This is a genomic window from Salinirubellus salinus (assembly GCF_025231485.1).
Classification (GTDB): Archaea; Halobacteriota; Halobacteria; order Halobacteriales; family Haloarculaceae; genus Salinirubellus; species Salinirubellus salinus.
On record NZ_CP104003.1, the window covers coordinates 3,328,612 to 3,344,243 of the forward strand.

18 protein-coding genes are annotated in these 15,632 nt (G+C 71.7%); 15 read left to right on the forward strand and 3 right to left on the reverse strand.

Annotated features, from left to right (window positions below; translation table 11 throughout):
• Positions 1 to 180 precede the first annotated feature (180 nt).
• Both N0B31_RS17580 and N0B31_RS17585 read left to right on the forward strand, forming a co-directional pair.
• The gene (locus N0B31_RS17580) at positions 181 to 957 is read left to right on the forward strand and encodes a coenzyme F420-0:L-glutamate ligase (RefSeq protein WP_260592919.1); all 777 of its coding nucleotides are present in this window, start codon (positions 181 to 183) and stop codon (positions 955 to 957) included.
• Positions 957 to 1,937: a 5,10-methylenetetrahydromethanopterin reductase gene (locus N0B31_RS17585; protein WP_260644014.1), complete on the forward strand. Its 981-nt coding sequence runs from the start codon at positions 957 to 959 to the stop codon at positions 1,935 to 1,937. The genes N0B31_RS17580 and N0B31_RS17585 overlap by 1 nt, the downstream gene beginning before the upstream one ends.
• Positions 1,938 to 1,949: 12 nt before the next feature.
• Here N0B31_RS17585 and N0B31_RS17590 read toward each other — a convergent pair whose 3' ends face one another.
• Positions 1,950 to 2,174 (reverse strand): DUF8024 family protein, encoded by a 225-nt coding sequence (locus N0B31_RS17590; RefSeq protein WP_260592920.1) that lies wholly within the window; start codon positions 2,172 to 2,174, stop codon positions 1,950 to 1,952.
• A gap of 85 nt (positions 2,175 to 2,259) precedes the next feature.
• Here N0B31_RS17590 and N0B31_RS17595 point away from each other — a divergent pair, with 85 nt between their 5' ends.
• The 9 genes from N0B31_RS17595 to yciH all read left to right on the forward strand — a co-directional run bounded on the left by N0B31_RS17595 (position 2,260) and on the right by yciH (position 10,486).
• A complete protein-coding gene (locus N0B31_RS17595) occupies positions 2,260 to 2,607 on the forward strand; it encodes a DUF7573 domain-containing protein (protein WP_260592921.1) in 348 nt (115 codons plus the stop codon).
• Between the two features lie 84 nt (positions 2,608 to 2,691).
• Positions 2,692 to 3,309: a hypothetical protein gene (locus tag N0B31_RS17600; protein WP_260592922.1), complete on the forward strand. Its 618-nt coding sequence runs from the start codon at positions 2,692 to 2,694 to the stop codon at positions 3,307 to 3,309.
• 6 nt (positions 3,310 to 3,315) lie between these two features.
• Positions 3,316 to 4,314: a winged helix-turn-helix domain-containing protein gene (locus tag N0B31_RS17605; RefSeq protein ID WP_260592923.1), complete on the forward strand. Its 999-nt coding sequence runs from the start codon at positions 3,316 to 3,318 to the stop codon at positions 4,312 to 4,314.
• A gap of 226 nt (positions 4,315 to 4,540) precedes the next feature.
• Positions 4,541 to 5,146 carry a hypothetical protein gene (locus tag N0B31_RS17610; RefSeq protein WP_260592924.1) on the forward strand — a complete coding sequence of 202 codons (606 nt, stop codon included), beginning with the start codon at positions 4,541 to 4,543 and terminating at the stop codon, positions 5,144 to 5,146.
• The gene (locus N0B31_RS17615) at positions 5,143 to 5,583 is read left to right on the forward strand and encodes a plastocyanin/azurin family copper-binding protein (protein WP_260592925.1); all 441 of its coding nucleotides are present in this window, start codon (positions 5,143 to 5,145) and stop codon (positions 5,581 to 5,583) included. The genes N0B31_RS17610 and N0B31_RS17615 overlap by 4 nt, the downstream gene beginning before the upstream one ends.
• A gap of 262 nt (positions 5,584 to 5,845) precedes the next feature.
• A complete protein-coding gene (locus N0B31_RS17620) occupies positions 5,846 to 6,832 on the forward strand; it encodes an AAA family ATPase (RefSeq protein WP_260592926.1) in 987 nt (328 codons plus the stop codon).
• A gap of 1 nt (position 6,833) precedes the next feature.
• Complete coding sequence (locus N0B31_RS17625) at positions 6,834 to 7,835, forward strand: DUF58 domain-containing protein (RefSeq protein WP_260592927.1); 1,002 nt, start codon at positions 6,834 to 6,836, stop codon at positions 7,833 to 7,835.
• Entirely contained in the window at positions 7,832 to 10,066 is a 2,235-nt protein-coding gene (locus tag N0B31_RS17630; RefSeq protein WP_260592928.1) for a transglutaminase TgpA family protein, read from the forward strand. The genes N0B31_RS17625 and N0B31_RS17630 overlap by 4 nt, the downstream gene beginning before the upstream one ends.
• A gap of 126 nt (positions 10,067 to 10,192) precedes the next feature.
• Positions 10,193 to 10,486, forward strand: coding sequence for a stress response translation initiation inhibitor YciH (gene yciH / locus N0B31_RS17635; protein ID WP_260592929.1), 294 nt, complete (start codon positions 10,193 to 10,195; stop codon positions 10,484 to 10,486).
• A 34-nt stretch (positions 10,487 to 10,520) separates the two neighbouring features.
• Here the strand turns inward: yciH and N0B31_RS22565 are convergent, their stop codons facing one another.
• Positions 10,521 to 11,198, reverse strand: a complete 678-nt coding sequence (locus tag N0B31_RS22565) for a helix-turn-helix domain-containing protein (protein WP_303655781.1) — start codon at positions 11,196 to 11,198, stop codon at positions 10,521 to 10,523.
• Positions 11,199 to 11,282: 84 nt separating this feature from the next.
• Between N0B31_RS22565 and N0B31_RS17645 the strand changes: the two genes are divergently transcribed.
• The gene (locus tag N0B31_RS17645) at positions 11,283 to 12,638 is read left to right on the forward strand and encodes a cytochrome P450 (protein ID WP_260592930.1); all 1,356 of its coding nucleotides are present in this window, start codon (positions 11,283 to 11,285) and stop codon (positions 12,636 to 12,638) included.
• A 138-nt stretch (positions 12,639 to 12,776) separates the two neighbouring features.
• Entirely contained in the window at positions 12,777 to 13,031 is a 255-nt protein-coding gene (locus N0B31_RS17650) for a hypothetical protein (protein WP_260592931.1), read from the forward strand.
• Positions 13,032 to 13,049: 18 nt separating this feature from the next.
• On the opposite strand, the gene N0B31_RS17655 is transcribed toward N0B31_RS17650, so the two are convergent.
• Positions 13,050 to 13,436 (reverse strand): rhodanese-like domain-containing protein, encoded by a 387-nt coding sequence (locus tag N0B31_RS17655; RefSeq protein WP_260592932.1) that lies wholly within the window; start codon positions 13,434 to 13,436, stop codon positions 13,050 to 13,052.
• Between the two features lie 106 nt (positions 13,437 to 13,542).
• On the opposite strand from N0B31_RS17655, the gene N0B31_RS17660 reads away from it, so the two are divergent.
• Both N0B31_RS17660 and N0B31_RS17665 read left to right on the forward strand, forming a co-directional pair.
• A complete protein-coding gene (locus N0B31_RS17660; protein ID WP_380628152.1) occupies positions 13,543 to 14,067 on the forward strand; it encodes a deoxyuridine 5'-triphosphate nucleotidohydrolase in 525 nt (174 codons plus the stop codon).
• Between the two features lie 120 nt (positions 14,068 to 14,187).
• On the forward strand, positions 14,188 to 15,519 hold the full coding sequence (locus tag N0B31_RS17665; protein ID WP_260592934.1) for a S8 family peptidase: 1,332 nt from the start codon (positions 14,188 to 14,190) through the stop codon (positions 15,517 to 15,519).
• The last annotated feature ends 113 nt before the right edge of the window (positions 15,520 to 15,632 follow it).

Consider the following 15,632-nt stretch of genomic DNA (forward strand, 5'->3'; position numbering starts at 1 on the left):
ACCAGCGTGCTCACCCGCCGTGAGCGGCCGAAGGCCGCGAACGGCGCAGGTTTTTCTCCGTGTTCTCTGCAAGGAGTGGTTCGCGCCGTAGGCGCGGACCCGACGCAGTACAAAAGAGGTGGTGCCGTCTCGCTCTCCGGTACCGCGCGCCTTTTTCAGGTCCACCCCCCAAGCCCGGGTATGGAGGTGTTCGCCGTCCCCGGACTGCCCGAGATACGCGAGGGTGACGACCTCGCGGCGCTCGTCGCCGAGCGCGTCGATCTGCGCCCGGACGACGTGGTCTGCGTGGCGAGCACCGTCGTCTCGAAGGCCGAGGGCCGGGGGGCGGCACTCGACGACTTCCCGGCCTCCGAACGCGCCCACGAGGTCGCCCGGCGACTCTCGGAGCTCGCGGGCGAGGAGAAGGACCCCCGGTTCGCACAGGCCATCCTCGAAGAGAGCGAGGAGGTGATCCTCGACGCGCCGTTCGTCCTCGCAGTGACCCGGTTCGGCCACATCACGGTCAACGCCGGCATCGATCAGTCGAACGTGCCGGACCACGACCTGCTGCTGTTGCCCGAGGACCCGACCGCGAGCGCCGAGGCGCTCTCCGGGTCGCTGGGCTGTCCCGTCGTCGTCACGGACACGTCGGGCCGGCCGTTCCGCCACGGCCAGCGTGGCGTCGCGCTCGGGTGGGCCGGGATGCCCGCCGCCCGCGACTGGCGCGGCGAGTCCGACCGCGACGGGCGCGAACTCGGCGTCACCGTGCAGGCCGTCGTCGACGAGCTCGCGGGTGCCGCCAACCTCGTCACCGGCGAGGGCGACGGCGGCACCCCGGTCGCCGTCGTCCGTGGCTTCGCGTTCGGCGACCACGAGGGAAGCGACCTGCTGTTCCGGAGCACGGACCGCGACGTGGTCCGGTCCGCGCTCCGCGAGTGGACCTGGACCCCGGACCACACGACACACCACGAAGGATGATGCTCGGCATCGAACTCACCCCCGAACACCCCGTCTCCCGTATCGCCGACCTCGGCGCCCGTGCCGAGGAGAGCGGCTTCGACACCGCGTTCGTCTCCTGTCACCACTTCAACCGAGACCCGTGGGTCGCACTGGACCGCATCGCCCAGCGGACCGACGCGATGCGGGTCGGCCCGGGCACGGTCAACCCGCTCGAGACCCACCCCGTCACCCTCGCCGCCCGGACGGCCTCGCTACAGGAGGCCAGCGGCGGCCGCGCGGTCTACGGCATCGGGCCGGGCGACCCATCCTCGCTCGGGACGCTCGGCCTCGCCGAGGACCGTGGCCTCCGGCCGGTGCTGGAGGCGTTCGAGACCGCTCGGCGGCTCTGGGCGGGCGAGACGGTCAGCCACGAGGGCACCTTCGAGGCCGACCGCGCCGAGTTGAAGTTCGACGTCGAGGGCAACATCCCGGTCCACGTGGGCGGCGAGGGCCCGCACATGTGTCGGATGGCGGGCAAGCACGCCGACGGCCTGCTGTTCAACGGCTCGCACCCGGACGACCTCGCGTGGGCTCGCGACCGCGTCGAGGAGGGGAAGGCCGACCGCCCCGACTCGCGTGGGACGTTCACGCTCTCGGCGTACGCCGCCGTCTCGGTGGCGGAGGACGGCGACGCGGCCCGCGAGGCTGCCCGTGCACCCGTCGCGTTCATCGTCAGCGGGGCCGCCCCGCCCGTCCTCGACCGTCACGGCATCGACTCGGCGGCGGTCGAATCGGTCAGGGAGGCGCTCGCGGACAGTCGGTTCGGCGACGCCTACGCCGCGGTGACGCCCGCGATGGTCGAGGCGTTCTGCATCGCGGGGACGCCCGACGCCGTCACCGAGCGGATGGCGGCGCTACGCGAGTACGTCGACGGGCTCGTCGTCGGGTCGCCGCTGGGGCCGTCGCTCGACGAGGCGGTGGAACTGGCCGGCGAGGCGGCGCGAGAAGCGGGGTTCTGAGTCGAAGCCTGGCTACCGCCGGTCGCTCGGCGGCTGTCGGCTGGACGGGACGAGCGAGACGAGCGCGTCGACGACGGCGCCCAGCGTGAGGTAGCCGAACACCGCGACCGAGACGGTGACGAATATCGCGCCGGAGGTGAGCATCGCGGCGACGACGGGGTCGACCATCGCCACCTCGCTGAACCGCTGGACCATCATCTGCAGGCTCTCCAGTATCCCGGCGGGCGTGACTGCCATACCCTCACGTTCGGGCCGTGCCACTTGTGTCTACCCTTCTCCCGTGGGGCGTCACGGCTAAGGGAGCGGCGCCCGGAGACCGGGTATGCCGAACCGCTCGCTCGACGACTTCGTCGGGGGGACCGAGACGGACGAGGACCCGACGAGCGATGCGGACGAGGTGGCCGAGTCCGAGGCCGAGTCCGAACTGGACGCGACCGAGACGGAGGTCGACGAGGGCGACGCCGACGCTGCGGTCGAATCCGACACCGATGCCGAGACGGACACGGGGGACTCGACCGACGACGAACCCACGCTCACCGTCGAGGAAGCCACGCCGACCTACGACTTCTCGCCCGAGGGGGCGACCTGCGAGTCGTGTGGCGAGACGGTCGAGACGCGGTGGCACGACCCCGAGGTGGGGATGGTGTGCGCCGAGTGCAAGGGGTGGTAGCTCCACGCTCGGTCCACGACGCGTCCGGCCAGCGGGAGGACCGCCCCCCCAACGTTATGACAGCCGGGCGCGACACCGCGTGTCATGGGTGTCGATAGCGCGACACGACGTCGGTCGCTGGGGGAGTGGTCACCGCGGTTGTTCCTCGCTGGCGGTCTCCTGCTGGTGGGCCACGCGGCGATGCTGGCCGTCGAGACGTTCGGGGCGGTGGCGGTGCCGCCGGACGTGTTCGCCCCCACCGGCCACCTGCTCGCCGTCCTCGGACTCGTCGGCCTCGCGGGGACCGTCGGCCGCCGCTGGCGTCGCGGACTCCGTGCCCTCGGGTTCGCGTCACTCGCTGGGTGGACCTTCCTCACCGGTACCCAGGCCAGCAAGCTCCTCGGTATCGCACCGGAGACGGGGCCGCTCCCCGATGCCGCGGCGATGGCGCTGCTCGCCCTGACGACGCTCACCTACGGACTCGTCGCGTTCGCGGGGTACCGGGCCGGCACGTACGGGCCGGTGGTGGCCAGCCTGGTCGCCGCACCGGCGGGCATGCTGGTCGCACTGGTGGTCAACGGGGCGGTGTTCGGTGCGCCGCCGGTGGGGACGCTGCTGGTCGCCACCGGGTTGGCGGTGGCGCAACTGGGGCTGGGGACCGCACTTCGACACCGGGAGCCGACGGGCCGTAGGGCCACTGCCCCCGGTGCCGTCCGGGGGTGACTGCTCGTGAGCGACACCGGGTCGGGAGCCCAGCCCCACGCCGCGGCGACCCGCCCCCACGACAGCGCCGTCACCGACGCCTTCGGGCTGCTCGGTGACGGGACGCGACTGGCCGTCCTCCTCGCCATCTGGGAGGCACACGACCCGGCCGACGAGGACAACAGCCTCTCGTTCTCGGAGATATTCGAACGGGTCGACTACGACGACCCCGGCAACCTCCGCTACCACCTCGGGAAACTGGAGGGGCAGTTCATCGAACGGGCGCCTGAGCACGACGGCTACGCACTCCGCGTTCCCGCCCAGAAGCTCGTGCGGGACATCGTCGCGGGCGTCGGCGACCACGACGAACGACTCGAACCGACCCCCATCGACCAGCGGTGTCCGTTCTGTGGTGCGGGGACGAAGGTGAGCTACCGCGAGGGAATCCTGTTCTGGGCCTGTCACGAGTGCGACGGGATGACCCCCGGCCGCGACTTCGCCTCCTTCGACCCGCCCGGACCGCTGGCTGCGGTCTCGTTCGACCCGGCCGGCCTCGACGAGTGGACCGCCGAGGAGCTCCGGGCCGCGCTGGCGGTCCGTGGACGGCGGCGCACCCGAGAACAGTTCGAGGGGCTGTGTCCCACCTGCTCCGGCCAGGTCGACGCCCGCTTCGACTGGTGTGACGACCACGACCCCGACGGTTGTCACGCGTGTGGGCTCCGCTGGCGGGTCGGCGCACGGTTCCGGTGTCGCACCTGCGAGAACTACGGCGGGGCCTCCCCCCGGCGACTCGCCCTGTTTCACCCCGCCGTCGTCTCGTTCTACGACGACCACGGGGTCTCGACCCGGTTCCGGGCCGACGAGTACGAGCGAGCGAAGGCCGTCTACGACCTCGTGCTCGACCACGAGGTCGAACTCGTCGCCGAGGACCCCGTCCGGGTCGCGGTCACCGCCAGACACGACGGCGACGCCATCCGGGTGACGTTCGACGAGGACGTCCAGTTCGTGGACGCGACACGCGGGTGAGCGCGCCGACCAGTCGACTGGCCACCGACTGTCGCCGCCCAGAACGTGTCAACTCGATTGTTGTATTGTCGTACAAATTACACTTATCCCCGGGCCTCTCCACGCTCCCGGTGTCCCGCGCCGGACTGACGCGGGGGACGGTTCGACCCATGACACGCACGACGACACCGACCGACGTATCGACGGACGACCGGCCGACGAGCGGCGCCACCGGGGGTGGTCGCCCGTGACCGCCGGGAGCGCGTTCGCGCGACTCCGACCGTGGAGCCCACGACTGTTCTTGCTGGCGGGTGTCGGCGCGTTCGCCTTCGCGATCGACAACGCCCTCACGGCCTTCACCGGCACGTCGTACCCGCTCGTCGGCATACTCGTCGCGCCCGCCGCGTTCCTGCTCGCTGTGGTCGGCCTGCTCGGGCTCTCGGCCGACCTCGTGGGGCCCGGCGGGACGCTCGCTCGTGTCGCGCGAGGGATTGCGCTGCTCCCCGTCGTGACCTGGACACTCATCATCGTCGGGGGAACCGCCGAGTACGCCGGGCTCCTCTCCGGTGCGGGCGGCCTCCCGCCCCTCCTCTCGCTCGTCACTATCGTGCTGATGATACTCACCTACCTGCTGTTCGGCGCGACGACGCTCCGGACCGACGTACTCCCCACGGCCGTGGGCGTGCTGATGCTGCTGGAGGTCGCCGCCTTCCTGCTCGTCGCCACCCGACTCGTCCCCCCGTACGCCATCGACCTCCTGCACACGGGCATCAATCTCGGCATCGGGGGCCTCCTCGTCTCGCTGGGAACCGACCGGGCGGGAACCGACGTGCCCGCCGACTCCACGGCATGACTCGCCGGCGGACCGAGGAGGGGTGGACAGCGGTCTCCCGGCGTTCCGCACTCGCCACTGCAGTCGGCGTCGTCGGCAGTCTCGCCGGCTGTCTCGGCCAGCCGTCGGTTCCCGACGCCGACGTCGTCGCTGGTCCGGACCGACGGCTCAGGTTCGAGCCGGCTGACCTCACCGCCTCGGTCGGTGACACGGTCCGCTGGGGATTCGAGAGCGCCGGACACAACGTCTGCGGTCGGCCGAGCGACGCCAGTACGGCCTCGGTCCCCGAGGACGGGGCCCCGTTCGCCAGCTACGCTCCCGACGAGTCCCCCGCCCGGCAGCTCGTCCCCCGCGGTGAGACCTACGAACACACGTTCGAGACGCCCGGCGAGTTCGTCTACGTCTGCTACCCGCACCGCCAGTCGGGGATGGAGGGTACGGTTCGGGTGACGGAGTGAGCAGGCGGTCCCACTGCCGCGTGTTCGGAGTCGGTCGGCGTGCCGTGCCGGCCAGTCCACCGTCTCGTGGCCCCTGCCCAACGTACCCGAACGTCCCACTCGATACCGTTCCTGCCCCGCTCACGCTCCCACCCAGCAAACTTACACTCCCCGCGCCCGTACCGAGACGCGTGTCAATCGCTTTCACGCCTCTCCGGGCGCCGGAAAGCACTTGTCCGGGCCGCCGCTCGCTCCGCGTAGCCGCCGCCCTCCCCCACGCCACATGACCGACGCCAACTCTACCTCGGAAGCCGCAGCGTCGCCCGACGACGAGACCGACCTCGACGCCCTCAGCGTCGACGAGGCGGGACGTATCGCCCGCCGCGTCGTCGAGAACACGGAGGAGGTCATCGTCGGGCACCACGACGCTATCGAGCACCTGATCTGTGCCCTGCTCGGCCGTGGCCACGTCCTGCTGGAGGACGTCCCCGGCGTCGGGAAGACGATGCTCGCCCGCTCCATCGCCCAGTCGCTCGAGTGTCAGTTCAAACGCGTCCAGTTCACCCCCGACCTCCTACCGGCGGACATCACCGGGACGAACGTCTACAACCAGGAGACCCGCGAGTTCGAGTTCCGCCCCGGCCCGGTGTTCGGGAACGTCGTCCTCGGCGACGAGATCAACCGCGCCCCGCCGAAGACGCAGGCCGCCCTGCTGGAGGCGATGGAGGAGGAGACGGTGACCGTCGACGGGACCACCCACCGGGTGCCGGACCCGTTCTTCGTCGTGGCGACGCAGAACTCCGTCGAGCGCGACCGGACGTACGAACTCCCGGCCGCCGAACTCGACCGCTTCCAGATGAAACTCGAACTCGGCTACCCGAACGCCGAGGAGGAGTCCCGCGTCCTCGCGAACGTCGTCGGGGACCACCCCATCGACACGCTCGAACCCGTCGCCACCGTCGCGGACCTCCGGGCCGCCCGCCGGACAACCGCGAGCGTCACCGTCGAGGAACCCGTCCGCGACTACGTCACCGCGCTGGCGAACTACACCCGCGAGCGGGCCCAACTGGGCGTCTCGCCCCGTGGCTCCATCTCCCTGCTGCGGGCCGCGCAGGCCCGTGCGGTCCTCGACGGCCGTGACTTCGTCCTCCCCGACGACGTGCAGGCCGAGGCGCTCACCGTCCTCCCCCACCGCGTCCGGACCGCCGCGGGCGCCCAGAGCGCACGGGAACTGGTCGACGCGGCGCTCACCAGCGTCGACGTCCCCTGAGATGCGCCCGACCCGACGCGGCTACGGTCTCGCGCTCGTCACGCTCGTCGCCATCGCGATGGGCGCGCAGTTCGGCGCCCGGTCGCTCGACGCGCTCGTCGTCCCCGCCATCGCGGCGCTCGCGGTCGGGGCCGCACAGGTCTACCGCCGGACCGAGCCCTCCGTGGTCCGGAGCCACCCGCTCCCCGGTTTCCCCGGCGAGACGCGGACGGTGACGCTGACGGTGAAGTCGAACCTCTCGTGCGACGTCCACGAGCGAGTCGGCCCCGGCCTGCGCGCGCCCGACGCCGACGCCCAGCTCCCCGAGGGCACCGAGTACGAGTACGACGTGGAGCTACTCGACCGCGGCGAGCGCACCCTCGGACCGGCGACGGTCAGCCAGCGCGACACGCTGGGGCTGGTGTCCCACGCCACCGACTCGGCCCGCACCACGCCCGTGCTGGTCTACCCCGCAGTCAGGCCCATCACCGACCGGGCGGCGTTCTCGGGACTGGTCGAGCGGGCCGGCAGCCGCGACCGGGACGCGTTCGACCGCCTGCGCGAGTACAGTTCGAGCGACTCGCTGCGCGACATCAACTGGAAAGCCTCGGCCCGCCGCGCCGACGCGGAGTTCGTCGTCACCGAGTTCGCCGCCGAGGACGAGGGCGGTATCAGCGTCGTCTGCGAGGCCGAGCCGGGCCACGGCGACGCGATGGCGAGCGCCGCCGCGAGCGTCGCCGTCTACCTGCTGAACGCCGACCTCGTCGTGGACGTGGCCGCGCCCGACGGCGTCGTCGACGAGGGCCGCGGCGACGAGCAGCGCGACGCGGTGCTCGGGTTGCTCGCCCGGACAGACGCCGGCGAGGTGAGCGACGCCCAGCGTGACCGGGCGGACGTCCACGTCGTCGCCGGCCCCGACGGGACGAGGGTCGCCGTCGACGGCGTCGAGCACCCGTTCGAGGGCCTGGTCGACGCCGAGCGAGCGCCGTACACGACCCCGTCGCGCACGGAGGTGGTCGCGTGAGCACCCTCTCGGGTCGGCTCGGTGGCGGGGAGAGCCGACTCGCGTCGCTCGCCGACCGACTCGGCGTCGACCCGGTCCGGGTGCTGGCGGTGACCGGCGTCGCCGTCGTCCTGCTGGCGCCGCTGTCGGTGCTCTGGTTCGTCTCGAACGTCGCCGGCGACCCGACCGTGTTCGCGGCCATCGTCGTCGCCTCGGTGCTCGGGGCGGTCGTCGTCGCCCGGTTCCTCTCGGTCGTCCCGGCGTTCCTGCTCGCGGCCGGTCTGCTGGTCGGCGGCGGGGTGCTGTACGTCCTGACGCTGCCGGGCGGGTTCGACGTCGTTGCACAGGGCGAGACCGTCGTCGAGGACAGCATCTCGCTGCTGACCGGCCTGTCGGTCATCCGTATCGTCAACGCGGGCGTCTGGGCGCAGGCCGCCGCCCCCGCCCCGACGTTCCTCACGGTCTACCTCGCGCTCCGGCGGCGCTACGTCTTGGCCGTCGCCGTGGCCGGTGCCACGCTGTCGGTGTTCGTCCTCACCGGGGACGCGACCGTCCCGACGGTGCTGTTCGGCGTCCTCGGCGGGGCGGCCGCGGTGGGGCTCGGCGACGCCGAGCACCGCGGCGGTGGTCTGCGGGCCGCCGAGGCCGTCGCCATCGTCCTCGCGGTCGTGGTGGTCGTCTCGCTCACGCTCTCGGTCGTGCCCGTCGTCGCCGGTACGGTCACGGGCGGCGGCGGTGGCAGCAGTCCGCTCCTGGGTGGCGAGGGCGGCGACGGCACCGTCGAGGCGAGCCTCATCAGCGCCGGGTCCAACATCGGCATCCTCGGCTCCATCGAACTCTCGCCGGAGGTGCGGTTCACCGTCACGAGCGAGCGCGAGTCCTACTGGCGCGTCGGGTCCTACGACCGGTTCACCGGGGCGGGGTGGGTACGGACCGGCCCCTCGCGGCCGTACGACGGCACCCTCCAGACCCCGCCGGGGTCCTCGCGCACCGTCGTCCAGACGGTGCGGGCCGAGGGCCCACTCGACGTGATGCCGGCGGCGTGGAAGCCACGGCGGGTCCGCGCCTCGGACGTGCCGGTGAGCGTCACGTCGGCGGGTGGGCTGGAGCCCGCACAGTCGCTCTCGGCCGGTGATACGTTCACCGTCGAGTCGCGCGTCGTCGTCGCCTCGCCGGGCGAACTCCGCACGGCGGGGACGGACTATCCCGGTGGGCTGCAGGAGCGCTACACGCAGTTGCCGGCGAACCAGCCCGATCGGGTGGCCGAACGGACTGCCCGCATCACGGCGAACGCGCAGAATCCCTACGACACCGCCCGCGTCGTCGAGCAGTGGCTGGAGAACAACCGCGAGTACTCGCTCTCCGTGGAACGGCCGTCCGGGAACATCGCCGACGCGTTCCTCTTCGACATGGAGGCGGGCTACTGTACCTACTACGCGACGACGATGGTGTCGATGCTCCGCACGCAGGACATCCCCGCCCGACTGGTCGTGGGGTACACGCCCGGCCAGCAGGTGGCCGAGGACCGCTGGGTCGCTCGCGGACTCGACTCGCACGCGTGGGTCGAGGTGTACTTCCCGGACGTCGGCTGGGTCCGGTTCGACCCGACGCCCGCTGGCCCGCGCGAGGCGGCCGAGCAGTCACGCATCGACACGGCCCGCGACGGGGGCGAGCAGTCGGTCGACATCCCGGACACACAGAACGAGTCGCTCACGCCGACGCCGACGCCGCCGTCGTTCGAGTCGGCCGACGACGTCCAGAACGGCAACGTCACGGTTCAGACGGCGACGCCGGACATCCGTCAGCGGCAGTTGCAGTCGGCCGCCGTCAACGGGACGGCGGCGCCCGCCGGGGGCGACGACGGCGGGTTCAGCCTCCCCGACCTCAGCCGCGAGCAGATGGGGTTCGGCGCCATCGTGCTGTTCGGCGCGGCCGTCGCCGCCCGGCGCTCCGGGCTGACCGGCCGGGCCTACCGCGAGGTGTGGCTCCGCTACCAGCCACGGACCGACCCGACCCGCGACGTGGAACGGGCGTACGAGCGGCTGGTCTACCTGCTCGAACGCGAGGGGCCGTCCAGACAGCCCGGCCAGACCCCCCGAGAGTTCCTCGGGGGCGTGACCGACGAGCGGGCGCGCCGGGTGCTCGAACTCTACGAGCGGAGCCACTACGCCGGCGAGGCGAGCGAGGCGACGGCCGACGAGGCGGTCGACCTCGTCGACGACATCGTGGCCGAGCGCCCGGCGCTCCGGTAGTCCCACCCCACCGCCGGCACTGACTCCGCTTCGGAACCGGCCGTAACGACGCTCTCCTCGTTCGGAACCCCCGATGTGGGTTCCCGACAGGGTTTAATAGGGAGGCCACGGTACCTTCGAATCGTAATGTCGGAAGTCTGCTCGACGTGCGGGCTGCCCGAGGAACTCTGCGTCTGCGAGGACGTCGCGAAGGAGTCCCAGGAGATCAGCATCCGCATCGACGAGCGCCGATACGGTAAGGAGGTAACGGTCATCGAGGGGTTCGACCCCAAGGACGTGGACATGGACAGCCTGTCCAGCGACCTCAAGTCGAAGTTCGCCTGTGGCGGCACCGTGGAGGACGATTCCATCGAACTCCAGGGGAACCACACAGGCCGCGTGGAGGACTTCCTCCGCGACAAGGGGTTCAACGTCGCCTGACCGTCGCGTCGAGCAGTCGCATCCTCACCGTTTCTCACCCGTCGAGCGACCGCTCCGGACCCACGTGGCGGCCTTCGAGGGCCTCGGCCACCAGTCGCGCCTCCGCCCGCCGGAGGAGTCTCGACGCCGTCCCCTCGCCGCAGTCGAGCGCAGCCGCGACGGCCACCAGCCCCGCCTCGCGCGGCACCTCGTAGTAGCCCAGTTCGTGGGCGGCGGCGACGGCCTCGCGCTGGCGGTCGGTGAGCGACCGCCCCGGCTCGCCCGCGTACTCGCCGACGTAGTCGATACGGACGGCGAGTTCGTCGGGGAGCGCCCCGAGCGACGCCTGCAACTGGTCGCCGTGGCCGATGACCGTCAGCCGCATCGTCTGGTCGGGGAGGAACGCGACGGGCGGGACGACCACCACGGTCTCGCGCTGGAACGCCTCGAATATCGCCCGGTCGGTGTCGGCGCTCGCCTCCCGGACGTAGAGGAAGAAGCCGTCGCCGTCGGCCGGTGTGATGTCGTACTCGGCCAGCGCCGGCACCCCGTCCAGCACCGCCTCGTACGCCTCGCAGTCCCCCTCGACGTAGAAGAGGAACGTCTCCGGGTCGTCCGTCGTGTTCCCCTGGAGCAGCAGCTCGCGCTCGACGGCGTCGGACTCGCAGACGAACCGGTGGACCGGGTGGATGGTCTCGGCCGTGTGTTCGACGGTCAGCCGGAGCGACTTCACGGCCGGGCACAGCACACGGCGACTCATAAGTCCCCTAGCCAGTTGGCGACAACCGGCTTCGACGGCCGCGGCGTGGTCCCGTCCATGAGCGACACCGACGACACCGACGCGACGGGCGACGGGCCGACGGGTGCGGTCCCACCGGCCGTGGACGGGTGGCCCGTCGTCGGCAACACCGTCCAGTTCATGCGCGACCCGTTCGGCTTCTACGACCGGGCCGGGACGTACGGCGACGTGGTCCGGATGGAGGCGTTCGGTCGCGAGGTCGTCCAGATACGGCACCCGGAGGCGATACGGCGGATACTCGTCGAGGACCAGGACCGCTACCGGAAGTCCGCGCTGCTCCGGGACGCGACGGGCGAGATCGCCCCGGAGGGGCTGTTCGCCGTCGAGGGCGAGCAGTGGCGCCGCATCCGCGAGGTGGTCCAGCCGGCGTTCACCGCGCGGGCCGTCCAGTCGTACGCCGACGTGGTCGTCGAGGAGGCGGCCACGCTCGCCGACGGCCTCGAGGACGGCCAGCGCATCGACGTGGCGGCGGCCACGAGGTCCCTGACGCTGGACGTGCTCGGCCGGGCGATGTTCGGCCGGGACTTCCGCGACGTGGCCAGCGAGGTGGCCGAGGCGACAGAGGCCATCGACGACCGCCTGGACGTCGGGTCGGTCTCGCGGCTGTTCCCCCCGTGGGTTCCGACGCCGACGAACCGCCGGTTCCGGCGGACGATGGACGCCCTCGACGACGTCATCGCGGACCTCGTGAGGGAGCGCCGCGACCGCGACGCGCCGGGTGAGGACCTGTTCGGCCGCCTCGTCGCGGCCCGCGAGCAGGGGGCGCTGGACGACGCGGAACTCCGCGATCAGGTGTTCACCTTCCTGTTCGCCGGCCACGAGACCACGTCGATGGCGCTCGCGTACACGCTCTGCTCGCTGGCGGGGTCGCCGTCGGCGTACGGCCGACTGCTCGCGGAGGCCGACGCCCTCGACGGTGACCCGACCGTCGCCGACCTCCCCTCGCTCGACCACACCGAGCGCGTCGTCGACGAGGGGATGCGCCTCTACCCACCCGTGTTCGCCCTGTTCCGCGAACCGACCGAGGACGTGCGGATTCGCGGGTACCACCTGCCGGCGGGGACCGAACTCTCGCTCCCGTCGTACTCCGTCCACCGCGACGAGCGGTGGTGGGACGACCCGTCGACGTTCGACCCGGACCGGTGGCGCGACGACGGCGACCGCCCGGAGTACGCCTACTTCCCGTTCGGCGGCGGCCCACGGGCCTGCATCGGGTCCCGGTTCGCCACGCTGGAACTCCGGCTGGCGCTGGCGACGCTCGCCCGCCGGGTCCGGTTCGACCTGCCGGCCGACCAGTCGGCCCACCCGGACCTGCGGATGAGCGTCACGCTCCAGCCCGCCGAGCCCATCGAACTCGTGGCCCGGGATCGCTGACCCGACCGGCCGTCGCGTGGTCGCCACGCTCGGACCGCCCACGGGCCGCCGCAGTCCCCGGATGTCACGGCCACAAGCCGTATCCACACACCCTCTGAGCCTCGGGCATGCCCATCCAACTCGGCCCGGACGGACGAGATGTACCACCCCGTCCGCCGGGCTATCGAGGACGCGGTCTGGAACGTACTGCACACCGTCGCGCACGCCGTGCTGCTCTCGCTGCTGGCCCTCGCGGGTCTCGCGGCCGTCGTCGTCGCCCTCCTCGTCGGTCCCACGCTCCTCGGCCTCTCGGTGGGCGCGGTCGGCACGCTGGTCCTGCTGGTCGCGGTGCGTGAACTCGCGCACTCGTTCGACCTGCGCGGGGTGCTGGTGGGGCCGCGCCGTCGGCAGTGACGCCCGGTCGGTGCCGACTCAGAAGGGGGGTTCCGGTCCCTCGTCGGGCTCGCCCTCACTCCCGCCGTCGGGGGCCGTCGTCTCCGTCCCGACCGCCAGTTCGTACGTCTGCGACCAGCCCTGCAGCCCCGGTTTCAGCGAGACGACCCGCCCGTCGAACCCCTCGTAGGAGCCGATGAGGCGGGCGGCCTGCTGGCTCGCCTGCCCGTGCGGACAGACGGTGACGACGTACTCCGCGCCGTCGAACGACTCGATGCGGCTCGTCAACTCCCCGAACGGCACGTTCTCGCTGCCGGGGATGTGGCCGTGTTCGAACGCGGCGGGCGACCGGATGTCGACGACCCGGACCGGGTCGCCCGAGTCGAGGAGTTCGCGTAACTCCTCGGCGGATATCTCCTCGTCCATATCCGGTTCTGGGGTCTCTCCGGCATAAGGGGTCGGGGTGTGGGCGAGCGCCACACGGCCCCGGGTTGACGGACAGCTATTTCACGGGTCCACCCCCCTCCACGGTATGTTCCGCAGTGGGTCGTTCGTCGCCGAGCACGTCACGCCAGTCACGGACGAGCAGGTCCAGCCGAACGGCGTCGACCTGACGCTGGAGGCGGTGTACGACCAGCGCGACCCCGGCCGCATCGGCATCGACGGCAAGGAGATTGGCGACCGCCAGCACCGGATGGGGAACCCGGTCGTCGAGGACGAACACGACGTCGAGGCCATCGAGGACCTCGAGAAACCGGGTGGCGGGAACGACGTCTACTACCTCCCGCCCGACGCGTACGTCGTCCAGTACGCCGAGATCGTGACCATCCCGGAGGACCACGTCGGGTTCCTCTACCCGCGCTCGTCGCTGTTGCGCAACTCCTGTATGCTGAACACGGCCGTCTGGGACGCCGGCTACTCCGGCAAGGGCGAGGGGCTGTTGCAGGTCGGCCACGACATCGAGATCGAGGCGGGTGCCCGCATCGCCCAGCTGGTGCTCGCGCGCGCCGAGCACGAGGGGACATACGACGGCGACTACCAGAACGAACGGCTCTGAGCGCACCCGCCGGCGGGCCGTGGTGAGCCGTGCGCTCCGTTCGACGAACCGACCGCGAACAAAAACCCCCGCGTTGTGCCTGCAGTACGCCGATTAGGTCGTGGTCCACACGACCGGCCGATGGACGACCACAGCAGGCGGACGTTCGTACGGACCACTGGACTCGCGGGCGCGGCGCTGGCGCTCGGGACCGGGTCGGCAGCCGGCTACGAGGGCGGCGCCATCGACTCGGCGCTCGAGACCACGGGCGACCTCGCCCAGGAGGCCATCCTCGTCGTCGACCCCGACGCGGCCGTCGGGTCGGCGCTCTCCGCGCTGGGCCTCGAGTTCTACACCTACGAGGTCCTGCCGCTCGTCTACCTGTCGCTGCCGGCCTCGCTCGTCGAGGACGTGGCTCGCGTCGACGGCGTCGAGTACGTCGCCGCGAACCGCGACCTGGAGTACTTCAACGCGGACGTGCGTGACGTGACCGGCGTCGACTCGGTCCGCGCGGACACGGGCTACGACGGGAGCGGCGTGCACGTCGCCGTCGTCGACAGCGGCATCGCGGCGACGCACCCGGACATCGACACCGTCGAGCACAACTACCAGTGGGTCGGCAACCCGGTCGGCTCGCCCACCCTCTGGGTCCCGGCGGACGACCTCGACACGGACGAGGTCGGCCACGGCACGCACTGCTCCGGCACCATCGCCGGGCAGGGCGAGACCGACGGCGGGATGGCCCCCGGCGCGACGCTGACGGGCTACTCGACCGGGGCCGCCGTCTCCGTCCTCAAGTCCACGGCCGCCTACGACCACCTGCTCGCCAACCACGTCGACGACGTGGACGTCGTGAGCAACTCCTACGGTGCGGCGAGCGCCGACGACTTCGACCCGAGTCTCCCGCAGAACGTCGCCACCGAGACGGCCTACGAGCAGGGGCTGCTCTCCGTGTTCGCGATGGGCAACAGCGGTCCCGGCCCGGACACGATGAACGACTACGCGAAGGCGCCGTGGGTCCTCGGCGTCGCCGCGACGGACGACGCGACGGCCATCACGGGCTTCTCCTCGCGGGGCCGCCCCGGCGGTGCTCACGACCGGCAGACGGCGCTGGCGAACCGCACCGGCCTCTACCGCCCTGGCGTCGCCGCCCCCGGGAACCAGGTCCGCTCGACGATGTCGCCGGGCGACGTCCTGCAGGCCACCGCACTCGACACCGACCTGTTCTACGCCTCCATCTCGGGGACGTCGATGTCGACGCCGGCCGTCTCCGGCATCGCGGCGCTGCTGTACGAGGCCGCTGGCGGGGACGCCGACCCCCTCGACGTCCTGCTGACCATCGAGGCGACGGCACGGAACGACGGCGACTACGACGCGTTCAACGCGGGTGCGGGCTTCGTCGACGCGGTCGACGCCGTCTCTCGTGCCGAGGCCGGCGACTGGGCCGACTTCGGCGAGGTCTCGCTGAACTAGCCCACCCGTCGTCCGCGCCTCCCGTCCCCTCGTCCGCAGGCCCGTGCGACCCGTCCCCGTGTGACCGACGTTTTGACGAGTTTGCCAGAATCCCATTACGTGCAGGGACGGCA